General features: G+C 71.2%; 13 protein-coding genes and 1 pseudogene. All 14 read right to left on the bottom strand.

What is annotated here, in order from left to right; genetic code table 11:
• Positions 1–12: 12 nt before the first annotated feature.
• Positions 13–1,206: a glycerate kinase gene (locus FCN18_RS24870; protein ID WP_113643593.1), complete on the bottom strand. Its 1,194-nt coding sequence runs from the start codon at positions 1,204–1,206 to the stop codon at positions 13–15.
• Between the two features lie 22 nt (positions 1,207–1,228).
• A complete protein-coding gene (locus FCN18_RS24875) occupies positions 1,229–2,566 on the bottom strand; it encodes an SLC13 family permease (protein ID WP_137096233.1) in 1,338 nt (445 codons plus the stop codon).
• Between the two features lie 443 nt (positions 2,567–3,009).
• Positions 3,010–3,668, bottom strand: a pseudogene (locus FCN18_RS24880) (response regulator transcription factor).
• Positions 3,665–5,221: a sensor histidine kinase gene (locus FCN18_RS24885; protein ID WP_228714116.1), complete on the bottom strand. Its 1,557-nt coding sequence runs from the start codon at positions 5,219–5,221 to the stop codon at positions 3,665–3,667. Before FCN18_RS24885 ends, FCN18_RS24880 begins: the two are co-directional and overlap by 4 nt.
• The gene (locus FCN18_RS24890) at positions 5,166–5,462 is read right to left on the bottom strand and encodes a hypothetical protein (RefSeq protein ID WP_137096234.1); all 297 of its coding nucleotides are present in this window, start codon (positions 5,460–5,462) and stop codon (positions 5,166–5,168) included. Before FCN18_RS24890 ends, FCN18_RS24885 begins: the two co-directional genes overlap by 56 nt.
• 84 nt (positions 5,463–5,546) lie before the next feature.
• Positions 5,547–8,717, bottom strand: coding sequence for an isoleucine--tRNA ligase (gene ileS / locus FCN18_RS24895; RefSeq protein WP_137096235.1), 3,171 nt, complete (start codon positions 8,715–8,717; stop codon positions 5,547–5,549).
• Between the two features lie 292 nt (positions 8,718–9,009).
• Positions 9,010–9,564 carry a hypothetical protein gene (locus FCN18_RS24900; RefSeq protein ID WP_113642259.1) on the bottom strand — a complete coding sequence of 185 codons (555 nt, stop codon included), beginning with the start codon at positions 9,562–9,564 and terminating at the stop codon, positions 9,010–9,012.
• 89 nt (positions 9,565–9,653) lie between these two features.
• Positions 9,654–10,529, bottom strand: a complete 876-nt coding sequence (wag31, locus tag FCN18_RS24905; RefSeq protein ID WP_112272497.1) for a DivIVA-like cell division protein Wag31 — start codon at positions 10,527–10,529, stop codon at positions 9,654–9,656.
• Positions 10,530–10,578: 49 nt separating this feature from the next.
• Complete coding sequence (locus FCN18_RS24910) at positions 10,579–10,863, bottom strand: YggT family protein (protein ID WP_110340495.1); 285 nt, start codon at positions 10,861–10,863, stop codon at positions 10,579–10,581.
• A gap of 31 nt (positions 10,864–10,894) precedes the next feature.
• On the bottom strand, positions 10,895–11,515 hold the full coding sequence (locus FCN18_RS24915) for a cell division protein SepF (RefSeq protein ID WP_112272499.1): 621 nt from the start codon (positions 11,513–11,515) through the stop codon (positions 10,895–10,897).
• A gap of 78 nt (positions 11,516–11,593) precedes the next feature.
• Positions 11,594–12,322 (bottom strand): YggS family pyridoxal phosphate-dependent enzyme, encoded by a 729-nt coding sequence (locus FCN18_RS24920; RefSeq protein WP_137096236.1) that lies wholly within the window; start codon positions 12,320–12,322, stop codon positions 11,594–11,596.
• 2 nt (positions 12,323–12,324) lie between these two features.
• Complete coding sequence (pgeF, locus tag FCN18_RS24925; protein ID WP_137096237.1) at positions 12,325–13,023, bottom strand: peptidoglycan editing factor PgeF; 699 nt, start codon at positions 13,021–13,023, stop codon at positions 12,325–12,327.
• A gap of 169 nt (positions 13,024–13,192) precedes the next feature.
• Positions 13,193–14,509 (bottom strand): cell division protein FtsZ, encoded by a 1,317-nt coding sequence (gene ftsZ, locus FCN18_RS24930; RefSeq protein ID WP_112272503.1) that lies wholly within the window; start codon positions 14,507–14,509, stop codon positions 13,193–13,195.
• A 391-nt stretch (positions 14,510–14,900) separates the two neighbouring features.
• A complete protein-coding gene (locus FCN18_RS24935; protein WP_112273192.1) occupies positions 14,901–15,710 on the bottom strand; it encodes a cell division protein FtsQ/DivIB in 810 nt (269 codons plus the stop codon).
• Between the last annotated feature and the right edge of the window lie 149 nt (positions 15,711–15,859).

The raw sequence follows: 15,859 nt of genomic DNA on the forward strand, positions 1-15,859 counted from the left end.
TCTGTTCAGTTCTCAGTGTTCACCTGGAACTCTAGCCGCGGTGGCTAGCGCCGAGCCGACGAGCACGAGCCGCAGCGCGCGCTCGGTGGCGTCGGCGACCAGGTCCTCCGCGTGCTCGATGGCCTCCGCGAGCGGAACCGGCGCGGCGAGGATGCCCGCGTAGGCGTCGATCCCGGCGTCGTGCGTGGTGCGGGCTCCGCGGCCGATCGTGCCTGCCAGCGCGATCACGGGCTTGCCGAACAGCTTGGCGCGCCTGGCGACCTCGGCGGGCACCTTGCCGCGCGGGGTCTGGAAGTCGATCGCCCCCTCGGCGGTGATCACGAGGTCGGCCTCGGCGAGCCGGTCGTCAAGGCCGGTGTGGTCGAGCAGCACGTCGAACCGGGAGTGCAGCTGCGCGCCGAGCGCCCCGGCCAGCCCGGCGCCGAGGCCGCCGGACGCGCCGCCACCGGGCACGAGCCGCAGATCGGTCCCGCAGCGGTGTTCGATGAGCTTCGCCCACCGCGTCATGGCCGCCTCGAGCACCGCGACCTGCTCGGCGCTCGCTCCCTTCTGTGGCCCGAAGACGCTGGCGACGCCGGAGGGGCCGGTGAGGAGGTTGTGCGGGTTGCAGGCCACGAGCACGTCCGTTCCCGCGAGCCTCTGGTCCAGAGTGGACAGATCCAGTTCCACGGCTCCGGCGAGCGCGTACCCGCCGGGCGCCACCTCCTCACCCGAGGGACCGAGCACGCGGGCGCCGAGCGCCGTGAGCGCCCCGGCTCCGCCGTCGCACGTGCCCGAATCGCCGCAGCCGACCACGATCCGGCGGCAGCCCTCGTCGAGGGCCGCGCGGATCAGCTCGCCGACGCCGCGCGTTGTCGTCAGGCCGGGGTCGCGCGCGCCGCGCGGCACGAGCCGCAGCCCCGCGGCGGCGGCCATCTCGACGAACGCCGTCCTGGGCCCGTCGCCACCGAGCACGGCGAAATGCGCTGCGACCGGGTCGCCGACAGGACCCGTGACGGTGACCGGCACGAGCCTGCCCTCGGTCGCGGCGGCGAGGGTGCGCGCGGAACCCTCACCGCCGTCGACCAGCGGCACGGTGTCGATGACGGCGCCGGGCACCACGCGGCGCAGCCCGGCGGCGATCGCCCCAGCCACGACCTCGGCGGTGAGCGACTCCTTGAACCCACTCGGCGCGACGACGAAACGCAACGGCGTGATGGCGGTCATCTTCTTTTCTCCCTTGGGTTTGTCAGCGCAACGGCAGGCCGAGCACGGGCCAGACGGCCAGTGCGAAAGCGAGGACGAGCAGGATCGTGAGCGGGCCGAGCACGGCGGAGAGCCGGAGCAGGTCGGTGCGCCGGTACGTCGGTGCGCCCTCCACCGAGGCGAACAGCGCGACGGGTTTGGCCGACGAGGGCAGCGTGTGGCAGAAGCCGGCCGCCGCGGTGGAGGCGAACGCGACGGCCGCCGGGTCGAGTCCCGCCGCCGTCGCGAGCGGGATCAGCAGCGGCACCAGCACCGACGAGCGGGCCGAGCGCGACTGCAGCACGAGGTGTGCGGCGGCGCTGAGGCCGACCACGACGGCGAGAAAGGTCAGCTCGTCGCCGGTGCCTCCGGGGAGCGCGCCGCCGAGCCATGCGGCCGCGCCCGACGACGTGAGGGCGACCCCGAGCACCGCCGTGGTGACCATGAACAGCAGCAGCGACCACGGCACGGAGGCGAGCGCGGCCCCGAACTCGGCGGTGCCGAGCTTCGGTGTGGTGATCAGCGCGGCGCCGACGAGCGCGACCAACGCGGGCGAGGCGCCGTGCAGGGCTTCCGTGCACCACGCCGTCACCACGAGTACCAGCACCCCGAGCGCGCGGCGCTGCCGCGGCGTGAGCGGACCGGTCACGGTGGTCCCGGCGAGGCGGGCGACGTGCGCCGGGTCGAGGAGGAGCAGCTGTCGCCGGTCGGCGCGGCGGGTCATCAGCAGGAGCACGACCTCGGCGGCGAGGTGGGAGCTCAGCACGGCGAAAGGGAACCCGAGCAGCAGCCAGTGCGCGTAGCCGATGCCGGAGCCGGTCGCGTCGGCGAGCAGCTGGCTGGTGATCACGTGGGCGCCGGCGCCGGTCAGCGTGGCGACGGCCGAGAGCAGGACGACGGTGGGGAACAGCAGCGCGAGCGCGCGGACGACCCTTTCGCGGCCGGCGAGCGTCGTCGCCAGGGCGAGGAACACGGGCAGTGCGAGCGCCGCACGTCCCGACGTGGCCGGGATGGCGAGCGCGGTCAGTACCAGTGCGGCGGTGACGCGGTGGGCGAGGCCGCGAACGGTGCGGGCGCGCCCGCACACCGCGAGCGCGACGCGCGTGGGCAACCCGGTGGCGGTGAGCCCGGCGGCGAGCACGAACGCCGCGATGAGGAGCCAGATCGCCTCGCCGCCGAGCGCGCTGAAGAGGTCCCCTTCAGTGAGAACGCCCGCGCCGACGAGCACGAGCACAGCCGAGAGCCCGACGAACGTGTCGTCGAGCCGGGTGACCATCCACAGGAGAACGGCGACGCCGAACACTCCGAGGGTGACCCAGCCGTGCACGGAAAGTCCAGCCATGGAAACCAGAATCCGTCGCAGCGCTGAACCAAGGGTGAAACCCACATGAGGCGATCTTCATGCGCCGCGGGTCGTACGGTCCCAGGCGCGAGTCCCCCACTCCGGACCGCGAGTCCCCCACTCCCGACCGCGAGTCCCCCGCTCCGGACCGCGAGTTGCCCACTCGGGACCGCGAGTTGCCCACTCGGGACGACGCAAGGCACCCCAGGTCGCCTGAACCCGAACGCAGTGAAGGCCACCTTCACTGCGTTGAACAGGCACAGCGGCGCGCAGCGCCTCCGCTTGGGTGGTGGGGGAGACGGGCGGGCGCAGGGAGGGTGGCCCTCACTGCAGCCAGCGCGTCCCGGCAGACCCCGGCCCCCAACGGGGAACTCGCGCGCCCCAACGGGGGAACTCGCGCGCCCGAACGGGGGGCTCGCGCGCCCGGGCGGGGAACTCGCGGTTCAGCCCAGGCGGTAGCCCATGCCGCGCACGGTCACGATGTGGTCCTGGCCGATCTTGCGGCGCAGGGTCCGCACGTAGACGTCCACGACGTTCGAGCCGGGATCGAAGTCGTACCCCCACACGTGCGAGAGGATCTGCTCGCGCGAGAGCACCTGCCCCGGATGCCGGAGGAACAGCTCCAGCAGAGAGAACTCCCGCGCCGTGAGGTCCACCACGCCGTGAGGGGTCTCCGCGCGGCGCGTACGGAGGTCCAGCGACACCGGCCCGTTGCGAAGCACCGTCACCTCGGGCGTGCGATCGGCAGGCCGCAGCCGGAGACGTACCCGCGCGAGCAGCTCCTCGAACCGGAACGGCTTGGTCATGTAGTCGTCGGCGCCGCCCTCCAGGCCGGCGACCGTGTCGTTCACCGAGCCACGCGCCGTCAGGATGATCACCGGCGTGCTGACCCGCGCCTGTCGCATCGCCTGCAGCACCGCGAAACCGTCCCGCCTCGGCAGCCCGAGGTCGAGCACGACGAGGTCGTACCCGCCCGCCACGACATGGGCGAGCGCGGCGTCGCCGTCACCACCACCGTGGTCACGAAACCGTTGGCTCGCAAGCCCTTCTCGACGAACGAGGCGATGCGCTGCTCGTCCTCGGCGATCAGGATCCGGCTCATCCGCGTGCTCCCCCCGCTGGTAGTTCGATCCCGAACGTCGCCCCCTGCCCCGGCTGCGACACGACCCTGGCCTGGCCGTGATGCGCCTCGGCGATGGCCTTGACGATCGCCAGGCCGAGCCCGGCCCCACTGCCGTCTCGCGCGCCGGTGGCACCGCGCACGAATCGGTCGAAGATCCGCGGAGCGTCCTCCTGCGACACACCGGGGCCGGTGTCGGTTACCCAGAAAGACACCGATCCGTTGTGGACGGCCGAGCCGATCCGGATCACCGCGCCATCCTGCGTGTGCTGCACGGCATTCTGCGCCAGCTGCACCACCGCCTGCGTGACCCGCTGACCGTCGATCCAGACCTCACCCTCGCCGAGCGACTCCAGTATCCACGACCTCGGGGCGATGGCCCTGACCTTCGCGTCGATATCGCTCGTCAGCTCCGGCACGGACGTCCACTCGGGACGCAGGAAGTCCGGCTGCTCCGCCTTCGCCAGCAGCAACAGGTCGTCGACGATGCGCGCCATCCGGTCGAGCTCGTCGGTGCACAGCCGCACGACCTCGGCTCGCTCGGCAGGATCGTCACCCATCACCTCCAGGTGCCCCCGGATGATCGTGATGGGGGTGCGCAGCTCGTGGCCCGCGTCGTCGAGGAACTGCCTGCGCGTGGCGAACGCGCTCTCCAGCCGGTCGAGCATCGCGTTGAACTGCTCGGCGAGCGCGGCGATGTCGTCGCGGCCGTGCACAGGGATCCGGTGGGTGAGGTCCTGCTCGGTCAGTTCCGCAGCCGCGCGGCGCACCGTGTTGACCGGGGCAAGGATCTGCCCGGCGACCACCCACGACACCCCGGCGGCCAGCACGAGCGCGACCGCGCTGATCGCCAGCAGCGTGCGCACGGTGTCGTTGGCGTCGGCCTTCGCGATGTCGACGACGTAGCCACTGACGAACCACGCCCGCGGCTGGCCCGAGCCGGACGGCGGCAGCACGTCGACCCGCAGCCAGCGCAGCTCGCCGCCCTCGGTCTGCACGGTTCCGGTCGCCTGCGGCGCGTTCACGATCTCCCGCAGCAGGGCGTCGTCGAACGCGACGTGGTCGAGCCCCTGGTCGCTCTGCCGCACGGTGTTGAGACCGTTGCCCTCGGCCACAACACCCAGCAGCACCTCGGCCCGGTCCGGGTACTGGCCGGCGAGATGCCGTTCGAACAGCTGGTACGGGTCGGTCAGCTGCTGGTCCGTCGCCGGGTCCCGGCCCATCTGGGCGACCCGGCGGAACTCCTCGACGTCCTGCTCGAGACCGCTGTTGACCCTGCGGTCGATGGCCCGGTACTCGAACTCGGCGACGAGCAGCACGACGGTGGCGAGCCCGGCGGTCATCACCAGCACGAGCCAGCCCATGATCTGCACCCTCGCCGGCACTCGCGTGCCGCGCGCCGACGCCGGTTTGCCCGCGATCGGCTGGTACACGGTCGGCCGGTCGCTCAGCGGAGCGCCCGGCTGCCGACCCGAGCCGTCAGCCATCGTCGCCGTCGTCGTCGCGGTCGTCGTCGTCGCGGTCGTCGTCATCATCGTCGTCGTCCACCGGCGGTGGGGGTGGCAGCTTCGTGTCGCTCGGTGTGGTCGTCGGCTCGCTGGACGACGGGGTCGGCGTGGCGGCCGAGGTTCCCGCCGGTGCGGACTCCCCGATACGCACGACCTGGGAGGTCTCCTTCGGCGGGCTCGGCTCCGACAGCAGCAGCGTGGCCAGCACGGCCGCGACGGGCAGGGCGAGCACCGCCACCAGCGCGACGATTCGCGGTGTTCGACTCATACCCTCACCCTCTCGCCCGGAGGCGAAAGCCCGATGAGCCGAAGATGAGGAAATCTTCATCGACGGCTCACCCGGCCATCGTCCCTAGCTTTTCGCGACGGCGACGCTGACCTTGTCGCCGTCACCCACCGAACCGGAGAATCCGGAGGGCACCGGGCCGTACTCGACCGCGGTGGCGAGGGTCTCGGCGGCGACGAACCGCTCGTGCGCCCTCGCGGCGGCGAGCACGTCCTCCGGCGCGTCGACGGTCAGCGTGATCCGGTCGGCCACGTCGAGCCCGGCGTCGCGGCGGGCCTGCTGCACCACGCGCACCAGGTCCCTGGCAACGCCCTCGGCCGCGAGGTCCGGCGTGACGTCGGTGTCGAGCAGGACGAGGCCGGAGCCTCCGGGCAGCTCGGCCGCCGCGCCGGAGTCCTTCGCGACGAGCCTGCGCTCGTACTCGCCCTCGACCAGCTCGATCCCGGCAGCCACGACGGCGCCCTCCGGTGTGGTGCTCCACTCCCCGGCCTTGACCGCCTTGATGACGCGCTGCACGTCCTTGCCGAGCCGTGGCCCCGCCGCCCGCGCGTTCACCCCGACCTCGAAGCCGCCATGCGCGGCGACGTCGGTGGTCAGCCCAACCGACTTGACGTTCACCTCGTCGCGGATGATGTCGGCGAACGGCCGGAGCAGCTCGGAGTCCTCCGCCGCCACCAGCAGCTTCGCCAGCGGCAGCCGCACGCGGAGTTTGTTGGCCTTCCGCAGCGACAGCGCCGACGAGCACACCTGGCGCACCCGGTCCATGGCCGTGACGAGCGCGGCGTCGGCGGGCAGCTCGGACACGCTCGGCCAGTCCGTGAGGTGCACGGACCGGCCGCCGGTGAGCCCGCGCCACACCGCCTCGGTGGTCAGTGGCAGGAGCGGCGCCGCCGTCCGGCAGACCACCTCGAGCACGGTGTGCAGGGTGTCGATGGCGTCCTGCTCCCCGGCCCAGAACCGGTCGCGCGAGCGCCGCACGTACCAGTTCGTCAGCACCTCGAGGAAGTCCCGCAGGGTCGCGCACGCGCCCGCGACGTCGTAGTGGTCGAGCGCGTACTCGACGTCGGTGACGAGCTCGTGGGTCTTGGCCAGCACGTAGCGGTCGAGCACGTGCTGGGAATCGGTGCGGACCTTGCCCTCCACGCCCTCGGCGCCCGCGTACAGCGCGAGGAAGTAGTACGAGTTCCACAGCGGCAGCACGGCCTGGCGCACGGCGTCGCGGATGCCCTTGTCGGTGACGATCAGGTTCCCGCCGCGCAGGATCGGGCTGGCCATGAGGTACCAGCGCATCGCGTCGGAGCCGTCGCGATCGAACACCTCGGTGACGTCCGGGTAGTTGCGCAGCGACTTCGACATCTTCTGCCCGTCGGAGCCGAGCACGATGCCGTGCGAGACGCAGGTCCGGAACGACGGCCGGTCGAACAGCGCCGTCGCCAGCACGTGCAGCGTGTAGAACCAGCCGCGGGTCTGGCCGATGTACTCGACGATGAAGTCGCCAGGGTAGTGGTGCTCGAACCAGTCGGCGTTCTCGAACGGGTAGTGCACCTGGGCGTACGGCATCGAGCCCGAGTCGAACCACACGTCGAGCACGTCCGGCACGCGGCGCATCGTCGACTTCCCCGTCGGGTCGTCCGGGTTGGGCCTGGTCAGCTCGTCGATGTAGGGCCGGTGCAGGTCGGTCGGCCGCACCCCGAAGTCGCGCTCCAGCTCGTCGAGAGAGCCGTAGACGTCCACGCGAGGGTAGTTCGGGTCGTCCGAGGTCCACACCGGGATCGGCGTGCCCCAGTACCGGTTGCGCGAGATGGACCAGTCGCGGGCGTTCTCCAGCCACTTGCCGAACTGGCCGTCCTTGACGTGCTCCGGGTACCACGTGATCTGCTGGTTCAGCTCGACCATGCGGTCCTTGAACTCGGTGACCGCCACGAACCACGACGACACCGCGCGGTAGATCAGCGGGTTGCGGCAGCGCCAGCAGTGCGGGTACGAGTGCTCGTAGGTCTCGTGCCGCAGCAGGATGGCGCCCTGCCGCGCCGCGGACCCCGTGCCGTTCTTGAGGTCGCGGATGATGTCGGCGTTGGCTTCGAAGACGTTCTGGCCCTCGTAGTCGGGCACCTGCGCGTCGAAGCGGCCCTTGGAGTCGACCGGCGTCACCGGGGTGATCCCCGCCGCGTCGGTGACGACCTTGTCCTCCTCACCGTAGGCCGGTGCGATGTGGACGATGCCCGTGCCGTCGTCGGTGGTCACGTAGTCGGCGGCGAGCACCCGGTGGGCGTTCTCGTGGCCGGCGAAGTACGGGAACGGTGGCGCGTAGCGGGTGCCGAGCAGGTCGGTCCCCTTGTACCTGGCGACCACCGACGGCTCCTCGCCGAGCTCCTTCGCGTAGGCGCTGACGCGGGCCTCCGCGAGCACGAACCGCCTGCCCTCGGCGTCGGCGACCTGGACGTAGTCGACGTCGGGATGCACGGCGGTGGCCAGGTTGGACGGGACAGTCCACGGTGTGGTGGTCCAGATGAGCAGGTACGCGCCGTCGAGGTCGCTGTCGTTGCCCTCGACGCGGTAGCCGATGGTCACCGCGGGGTCCTGGCGGCTCTGGTAGACGTCGTCGTCCATCCGCAGCTCGTGGTTGGACAGCGGCGTCTCGTCGCGCCAGCAGTACGGCAGCACCCGGTAGCCCTCGTACACGAGGCCCTTGTCCCAGAGCTGCTTGAACGCCCAGATCACCGACTCCATGTAGGTGACGTCGAGCGTCTTGTAGTCGTGGTCGAAGTCCACCCACCGGGCCTGGCGGGTGACGTACTCCTGCCACTCCTTGGTGTAGCGCAGCACTGACTCGCGGCAGGCGCGGTTGAACTCCGCGATGCCCATCTCGTCGATCTGCGACTTGTCGGTGATGCCCAGCTGGCGCTCGGCCTCCAGCTCGGCGGGCAGCCCGTGGGTGTCCCAGCCGAAGCGGCGCTCGACGCGCTTGCCGCGCATGGTCTGGTAGCGGGGGACGATGTCCTTGACGTAGCCCGTCAGCAGGTGGCCGTAGTGCGGGAGACCGTTGGCGAAGGGCGGGCCGTCGTAGAAGACGTACTCGTTGGCGCCGTCGGTGCCGGGCTCGCGGGCTTCCACGGTCGCCGCGAACGTGCGGTCCGACTCCCAGTAGGCCAGCACGTCCTTCTCCAGCGCGGGGAACGACGGCTGGGAGGGGACCTGGTCGGCGGGCTGCCCGCCGACGGAAGCCTTGGGGTACATCCGGGGTGCTCCTCGCGGTTCGTCTGCTCTCGTACGGGCTCGGCGAGCCCACACGGGGACGACACGGCGCACTGGGCGCACGTTCCGCGGTACCACCCCGCTTGCCCGCGCCGCTGGGGCGAGGGCCTCTCGTTCGGCGGCTGTGACGGGCCGCGACCGTCCGGTTCTACTGGGGCGCGCACCGCGCCCGTTCTTCCGGAGGCTCCCCGGTGATGGCCGGATCGACGCCTGTGCCTACCAGATTAACGGGTCCCGGCAAACCCTTTGTGCTCGGCTCCTGGACCTCAGTAGCTCACTTGCGCGATTCGCGCTTCTCGCGGTGCTCTGCGGCGAGGGTCGCGTCCGGGGTGCACAGCGCGCACGGCGTGAAGCCGAGGTCGCGGGCCTCCTTGACGGGCAGCGGGATGGTGTCCTTGCTCTCCAGCCACGTGCACCCGCCGAGGTGGTAGCGCGGGTACTCGTCCACCACGAGCACCTCGGTCTCGAGCGCCGAGACCACGAGCAGGTCGGCCGCGTCGGTCTGCTCCTCGGCCGGCTCTCCGGCGACGGTCTTGAGTTCGCCGGTCGCGGGAAGCAACGCCGTCTGGCCCTCCTCGGTGGGCTCGTCCGTCGTCTCCCGCTCGGCGTCCTTCTCCCCCGGCTCGTCCCCTTCGGCATCCGGTTCGGCGTCGGCGGGGCTCTGCGCCCTTGCCGCCGCGCGCCTGCGCAGCCAGTCGACGACCAGCAGGAGTCCGGCGAGCACGGAGAGACCGATGGAGATCCAGGCCCACAGCGAGTTGGCGGTGATGAGCGCCGTGACCACCAGTCCGAGGGCGGCCAGCACCAGGATGAGGACGAAGTAGAGCACGGTGAATTACAGCACGGAGGAGACAGAAAAACGGTTCCGACCCTCCCACAAGGAGTGTCGGAACCGTTTCTGAGCGCTATGTGCGGGCGTCAGCCCGCTTCAGCACGGGGACCGAACGAGTAACCCTGCCCACTGCCGCCGCCCGCGCTGCCGCTGCCGGACTGACCGGAGCCGGACGAGGACGCCGAAGCAGGTGCGGCGGAGCCGCGGTCGTCGAGTTCGCGCAGCTGGGACTCGAGGAACCCGCGCAGGCGCGTGCGGTATTCGCGCTCGATGGTGCGCAGCTCCTCGATCTTCTTGTTCAGCGAGCTCTTCTCGGCGTTCAGGTTGTTCATCGTCTCGGTGTACTTGCGCTGCGCCTCGCGATCCAGGGTGGTCGCCTTGTCGCGCGCCTGGCGTTCGAGGGTCTCGGTCCTCGTCCGCGCGTCGTTCAGCATGGTCTCGGCACGGGTGCGTGCCTCGTTGACCATCGAGTCCGCCTTCGAGCGGGCGTCGGAGAGCAGCTGCTCGGACTTGGTCCGCGCCTCGGCCAGCATCCCGTCGGACTCGGTCTTGGCCTCGGCCGTCAGCCGGTCGGCCATCTCCTGCGCGAGCCCCAGGACCTTCGCGGCCTGCACGTTCGGCTCACCGCTGTCCCCCATGAAGCCGTGGGCCTGCGTCTGCTCCATCGACGACGGCGGGGGCACCGGCGCCAGCCTGCGGGACGGGGTCTCGTCGCGGGGCGGAGCCTGCGATGGGGCGCCGACACCTGCCTTCGCGGACTCCAGCTCGCTACGAGTCGATTCCAACTCGGCATCGAGCTGCTCGACCTGCTGCCGCAGCTCGTTATTGTCCTCGATCAACCGGGCAAGTTCGGTCTCCACCAGGTCGAGGAACGCATCAACCTCGTCCTCGTTGTAGCCCCGCTTGCCGATTGGAGGCTTGCTGAACGCGACGTTATGCACGTCAGCAGGGGTCAACGACATCTGATCACCTCACGCACTCCATGGCCTGCCGGACAACCCGGGTTCCCCGTTACCCGGGATACGCCAGTTGCATCAGTATGAACACAACCAACAGCAGCACCATAATCGATAAGTCCAGCCCCACGCCGCCGATCCGCACGATCGGAATAATCCGGCGGACGAGTCGAACCGGTGGGTCCGTCACTGTGTAGATGGTCTCGAGCGTGACCGCAACCCCGCCCGCGGGCCGCCAATCACGGGCGAACGCTCGAACCAGCTCCACCACGATCCGTGCCGTGAGCAGGAGCCAGAAGGCAAAGAGCAGCCAATAAAGGATCAACCGGACCGCATCCACGTCACCACTCTGCCACACCCCGGACGTCCGCCTAATGGCGGAGGAACAAGCCGCCCTCGGCGATGCGCCTGCGGTCCTCGGCGGTCACGTCGACATCCGGCGGTGAGAGCAAGAACACCTTGTTGGTGACCTTGTCCATGGACCCCCGGAGCGCGAACGCGAGCCCCGCCGCGAAGTCGACAAGTCGCTTCGCGTCGGCGTTCTCCATCTGGGTGAGATTGATGATCACGGGGGCGCCGTCGCGATACGCCTCGCCGATCTCGCGCGCCTCGTGGTAGCTCTTCGGGTGCAGCGTGGTGATCCGGCTCAGCGGGTCACGGCCGGCCGCCGACGACGCCGCCGCGCGCACCGGCTCGGGCGCCGGCCGCAGGCGCGCGACCGGGTCGGGCTGCCGGTCCACCGCGAGCGCTCCGTGTGTCGCGGGCTCACCCGGCGTGACCGGACGGCGAGTGCGCACCGGCTCGACCTCGTCGAACTCGTCCATCACGTGGTAGCGCGGCCTCGATCGCCGCGGCTGCGCTTCGCGGGGCTCGTCGTAGGCGTCGTAGTCGTCCTCGTCGGAGTAACCGCGCCGGTAGTCGTCGTCGAAGTCGTACTCGTCCTCGGCTGGGACCATCCCGAAGTAGGCCTTCAGCTTCTGCAGCGCGCTCATGCCCCTCCTTCGCCCTTCACGGCCGCCCCCACCCTGACGCTGAGTCACGCGCACGGACGCCGCTGTGGGTGAACCTCTCTATGGCGAGGCTAGACCGCGACCGCCGAGCAACGCAGTTCCGACACGCACACACGTTGACCCGTGCGCGATGGCTTGCTCCAGATCGCCGCTCATACCAGCGGAAATCTCGGTCGCCTCGGGATGATCACGACGAAGCGACCCGGCCGCCTCCGCGAGCCGCGCGAACGCGGGCGCCGGATCGGCACCCAGCGGAGCGACGGCCATGAGCCCCCGCAAGTGGAAAATGTCACTCTTCTCAGCGATCCGTTCCGCGAGGGCCGGTAACTCTCCGAGCGGGCAGCCGCCCCTGGCCGGATCGTCGTCGAGGCTCGCCTGCACCAGCACGTCGAGCGGGCGCTCGCGCTCGCCGGCGTCGAGCGCGGCGGCGACCGACTTGGCCAGCGCGTCGGCGAGCCGGGGCGAGTCGACCGTCTGCACCTCGGCCGCCCACCGGGCGACCGAGCGCGCCTTGTTGCGCTGGAGCCTGCCGACCATGTGCCAGCGGACCGCCGCGTCCGGGCGCAGCCGCGCGACCTCACCGGTCTTCGCCGCCGCCTCCTGGTCCCGGTTCTCCGCGAGGTCGGCCACGCCGAGGTCGGTCAGCAGCGCGGCGTCGTCGGCCGGGAACGTCTTGGTGACGGCCAGGAGGCGGACCTCGCTCTCGGAGCGGCCCGCGGCCTCGCACGCGGCGGCGATCCTGGCGCGGACTGCCGCGAGGTTCTCGGCGAGCTCGGCGCGGCGGTCCATGCTCAGGCCTCGATCCACGTGATGCCGGCCAGCCGGCCGGTCGGGGCCTGCCTGCGGTGGCTGAACAGCGTGTCGTCCTCGAAGGTGCATCGGGGGTCGACGCCGATCTTGCCCACACCCGCGTCGGCGAGCTGCCGCCACAGCCCGGCGCGCAGGTCGAGGGCCGCGGTGCCCTTGCGGCTGCGACACCTGCTGCCCGGCAGGTGGGCCTCGACGTCGGCGGCCATCTCGGGCGGCACCTCGTAGCACTCGCCGCACACCGAGGGCCCGAGCAGTGCCTCGATGCGATGAGGCTGCGCGCCGAGCGAGCGCATGGCCTCCAGCGCCGCGGGCACCACGCCGACCCTGGCGCCGACGCGGCCGGCGTGGACGGCGGCGGCAACCCCGGCCTCGGCGTCGCCGAGCAGCACGGGCACGCAGTCGGCGACGAGCACGACCAGCGCGAGGCCCGGCCGCGCGGTCACGAGCGCGTCGGTGGCCTCGGCCGGCGCGCGCTCGGTGCCGTCGACGATCGTGGCGGTGCGGCCGTGGACCTGCTCCATCCAGGCGATGCGGTCCAGGCCCAGCTCGGAGGTGAGCCGCTCGCGGTTGGCGGCGACGGCGGCCGGGTCGTCGCCGACGTGGTCGCCGAGGTTGAACGAGTCGTACGGCGGCTTGGACGCACCGCCCGCCCTGGTCGTGACCACCCGCCGGATGCGCAACACGCCACCCTTTCCGTCAGTGCGAAGTCTTCCCGGAGAGCCTAATAAAAGCCCCCAAGGCCACGGTGATCAGCACAGCGACGCGCAGCGTCTCCGCTCGGGTGGTGGCGGGAGACGGGCGGGCGCGCTGAACGCACCAAAGGTGGCCTTGGGGGCAGTCGTCAGTGGGTCAGCGGCGCATGAAAGGCGGGACGTCGACGTCGTCGTCGGACGGGTCGTCGGTCACCGGGAAGGCGCGGCTGGGCAGGCTGCCCTGCGAGCGCTGTGCCGACGAGGTCGGCTGGTAGCCGCCGCGCGCGCCCGTGCCGGCCTGCGGGGGCAGCGACCCCGACTGGGAGCCGTGCCCGTTGCCCGCCGAGGGCGGCTGGGTGCGGGACACCGGCGGCGTCGGGTGCCCGTTGCCGCCGTTGCCCGCGGGCGGCGGGGTGCTTGGCGCGGACGCCTGCGCGGAACCACCGCCGCCGACCTGGCCGGCCTCGGCGGTCGCGGTGGAGCCGCGCGAGCCGAACGTGCCGGGGTCGAGCTTCTTGTGTGTGGGCGCGCCCGCGTCGAACCCGGCCGCGATCACGGTGACCCGCACCTCGTCGCCGAGCGAGTCGTCGATGATCGTGCCGAAGATGATGTTCGCTTCGGGGTGGGCGGACTCCTGCACCAGCGAGGCCGCCTCGTTGATCTCGAAGAGTCCCAGGTCGGAGCCACCCGCGATCGAGAGCAGCGCGCCGTGCGCACCGTCCATCGACGCCTCGAGCAGCGGCGAGTTGATCGCCTTCTCCGCGGCCTGCACGGCGCGACCCTCGCCACGCGCCGAGCCGATGCCCATCAGAGCGCTGCCCGCACCCGACATCACGCTCTTGACGTCGGCGAAGTCCAGGTTGATCAGTCCGGGCGTGGTGATCAGGTCCGTGATGCCCTGCACACCGGAGAGCAGCACCTCGTCGGCCGAGCGGAACGCGTCCATGAGCGAGACGCCGATGTCGCCGAGCTGCAGGAGCCGGTCGTTGGGGATCACGATCAGCGTGTCGCACTCGTTGCGCAGCGCCTGGATGCCCTCCTCGGCCTGGCGGCCGCGGCGCTTGCCCTCGAACGAGAACGGACGCGTGACGACACCGATCGTGAGCGCACCGAGCTTGCGCGCGATCTGCGCGACGACGGGCGCGCCACCGGTGCCGGTGCCACCGCCCTCGCCCGCGGTCACGAACACCATGTCGGCGCCCTTGAGGACCTCCTCGATCTCCTCGCGGTGGTCCTCCGCGGCCTTCTGCCCGACCTCGGGGGCGGCGCCGGCGCCGAGCCCGCGGGTCAGCTCCCGGCCGATGTCCAGCTTGACGTCGGCGTCGGACATCAGCAGCGCCTGCGCGTCGGTGTTCACCGCGATGAACTCGACACCCTTGAGGCCGACCTCGATCATCCGGTTCACGGCGTTCACGCCGCCGCCGCCGATACCGACGACCTTGATCACCGCGAGGTAATTGTGCGGGGGCGTCATCGGATTCGCCTTCCTGATCGTGGTGCTGTTCCTGCCTCCGCCGGAGGTCGACGACTTGGGTGGTGTGGTCCCCGAGAAACTCTCAACCTCTAGTCGAGGTTTAGAGTTATGTCAACTCCAACGTTGCTGTAGGACGGTAGGCATCGGGCAGGCTCGAATCCAGGAGCCACGCCGTGTGTCGCGGACGTCATTCGCCACAACGTGTTCCCGCGTTCGGCTCACGCCGTCAGGCTGGAGCAGGCGCAGCTCGTTGTCGCCGGGCCCCGATCGTCAACGGCGCATCGGTTCGCGCGGTGCGCCACAGCCCGGTAAGCACCACGTCGCCCATGGGTCCTCGCCGGTGGACTCGCCCTGGCCGGGCACAGGCCCAGCCGTCGTCGCCGGCCAGGCCTCACGACACCGTCGGCAGCTCCGGACTCGAAACGTCGTAGATCTTGCCCTTGCGGGTCATGAGCGCGGCGAGCACCTTGCCCTTGCGGTCGGCCTGCTCGGCGTCGCCCCAGCGCACCACCTTGCCGTCGGCCAGCGTGAACTCCACGCTGCCCGGCGACTCCGCGCGCAGGACTGTGACGCGCTCCCGCAGCTGGCCGGGCAGCGAGGCGAGCACCTCGGTCACCGCGCGCGTCGCCGGGTCGCGAGGGCCCACCTCGGCGAGCTTCAGCTCGGGGAAACCCTTGGGCGGTTCGGGAATCTCCTTGTACACCACGCCACCGGTGTCCACGAGGAACAGCGCCTCACCCGTGTTGTAAAAGCCGATCGGGGTCCGCTCGGTCACCGCGATCTCGATCGTCGAGGGCCACGAGCGCGACACGTCGACCGTCGCCACGCCCGGCAGCGTCGCGACGCGCGCGGCGATGTCGTCGGTGTCCACGCGCAGCATCGCGCGCCGGTCAGGCACCTGCGCGACCTCCCGCACCTGCTCGGCCGGGATGCTCTCCGCGCCGACCACCTCCACCGAGCGCACGCCCAGCAGCGAGGTGAAGAACAGCACGTAGACCAGTCCCGCCACCGTGAGCACGCTCAGCAGCGCCACCCAGCGACGCCGCAGCGCCTTGCGCCGCGTCACTCCCGTGCCCGTGCGTGCCCTCGCCGACTCGGGCCTGCGGCCACGGCGGCTGCGCAGCTCCTCGGTGGTCCGCCGTCGCGACCGCGTCCGCCGCCGCTCCGGACGCTGACCCGCGCGCTGCCTCGTGGTGGTCATGGGCAGCGCCGCCTTTCGCCTGTCCCAGCAGCGGCGAAGCCGCATGGTGTGGCCGACAGCCGGCACCGCAGCGGGTTCTCAGCCGCCTCCTCGCGAGGACGGCGACCACATGGTGAATCGGCGTTCATGAGGAGGCGATCCCACAGCGA

Origin of the sequence: Prauserella endophytica, from assembly GCF_005146945.1 — a bacterium.
Taxonomy (GTDB): Bacteria; Actinomycetota; Actinomycetes; order Mycobacteriales; family Pseudonocardiaceae; genus Prauserella_A; species Prauserella_A endophytica.

Bases quoted from the DNA above. Each gene is read 5' to 3' on its own strand.
- FCN18_RS24870 (WP_113643593.1), bottom strand. From the start codon at position 1,206: ATGACCGCCATCACGCCGTTGCGTTTCGTCGTCGCGCCGAGTGGGTTC.
- FCN18_RS24915 (WP_112272499.1), bottom strand. From the start codon at position 11,515: ATGAGCGCGCTGCAGAAGCTGAAGGCCTACTTCGGGATGGTCCCAGCC.
- FCN18_RS24890 (WP_137096234.1), bottom strand. From the start codon at position 5,462: ATGAGTCGAACACCGCGAATCGTCGCGCTGGTGGCGGTGCTCGCCCTG.
- wag31 (WP_112272497.1), bottom strand. From the start codon at position 10,529: ATGTCGTTGACCCCTGCTGACGTGCATAACGTCGCGTTCAGCAAGCCT.
- FCN18_RS24875 (WP_137096233.1), bottom strand. From the start codon at position 2,566: ATGGCTGGACTTTCCGTGCACGGCTGGGTCACCCTCGGAGTGTTCGGC.
- FCN18_RS24885 (WP_228714116.1), bottom strand. From the start codon at position 5,221: ATGATGACGACGACCGCGACGACGACGACCGCGACGACGACGGCGACG.
- FCN18_RS24935 (WP_112273192.1), bottom strand. From the start codon at position 15,710: ATGACCACCACGAGGCAGCGCGCGGGTCAGCGTCCGGAGCGGCGGCGG.
- ftsZ (WP_112272503.1), bottom strand. From the start codon at position 14,509: ATGACGCCCCCGCACAATTACCTCGCGGTGATCAAGGTCGTCGGTATC.
- FCN18_RS24920 (WP_137096236.1), bottom strand. From the start codon at position 12,322: ATGGACCGCCGCGCCGAGCTCGCCGAGAACCTCGCGGCAGTCCGCGCC.
- ileS (WP_137096235.1), bottom strand. From the start codon at position 8,717: ATGTACCCCAAGGCTTCCGTCGGCGGGCAGCCCGCCGACCAGGTCCCC.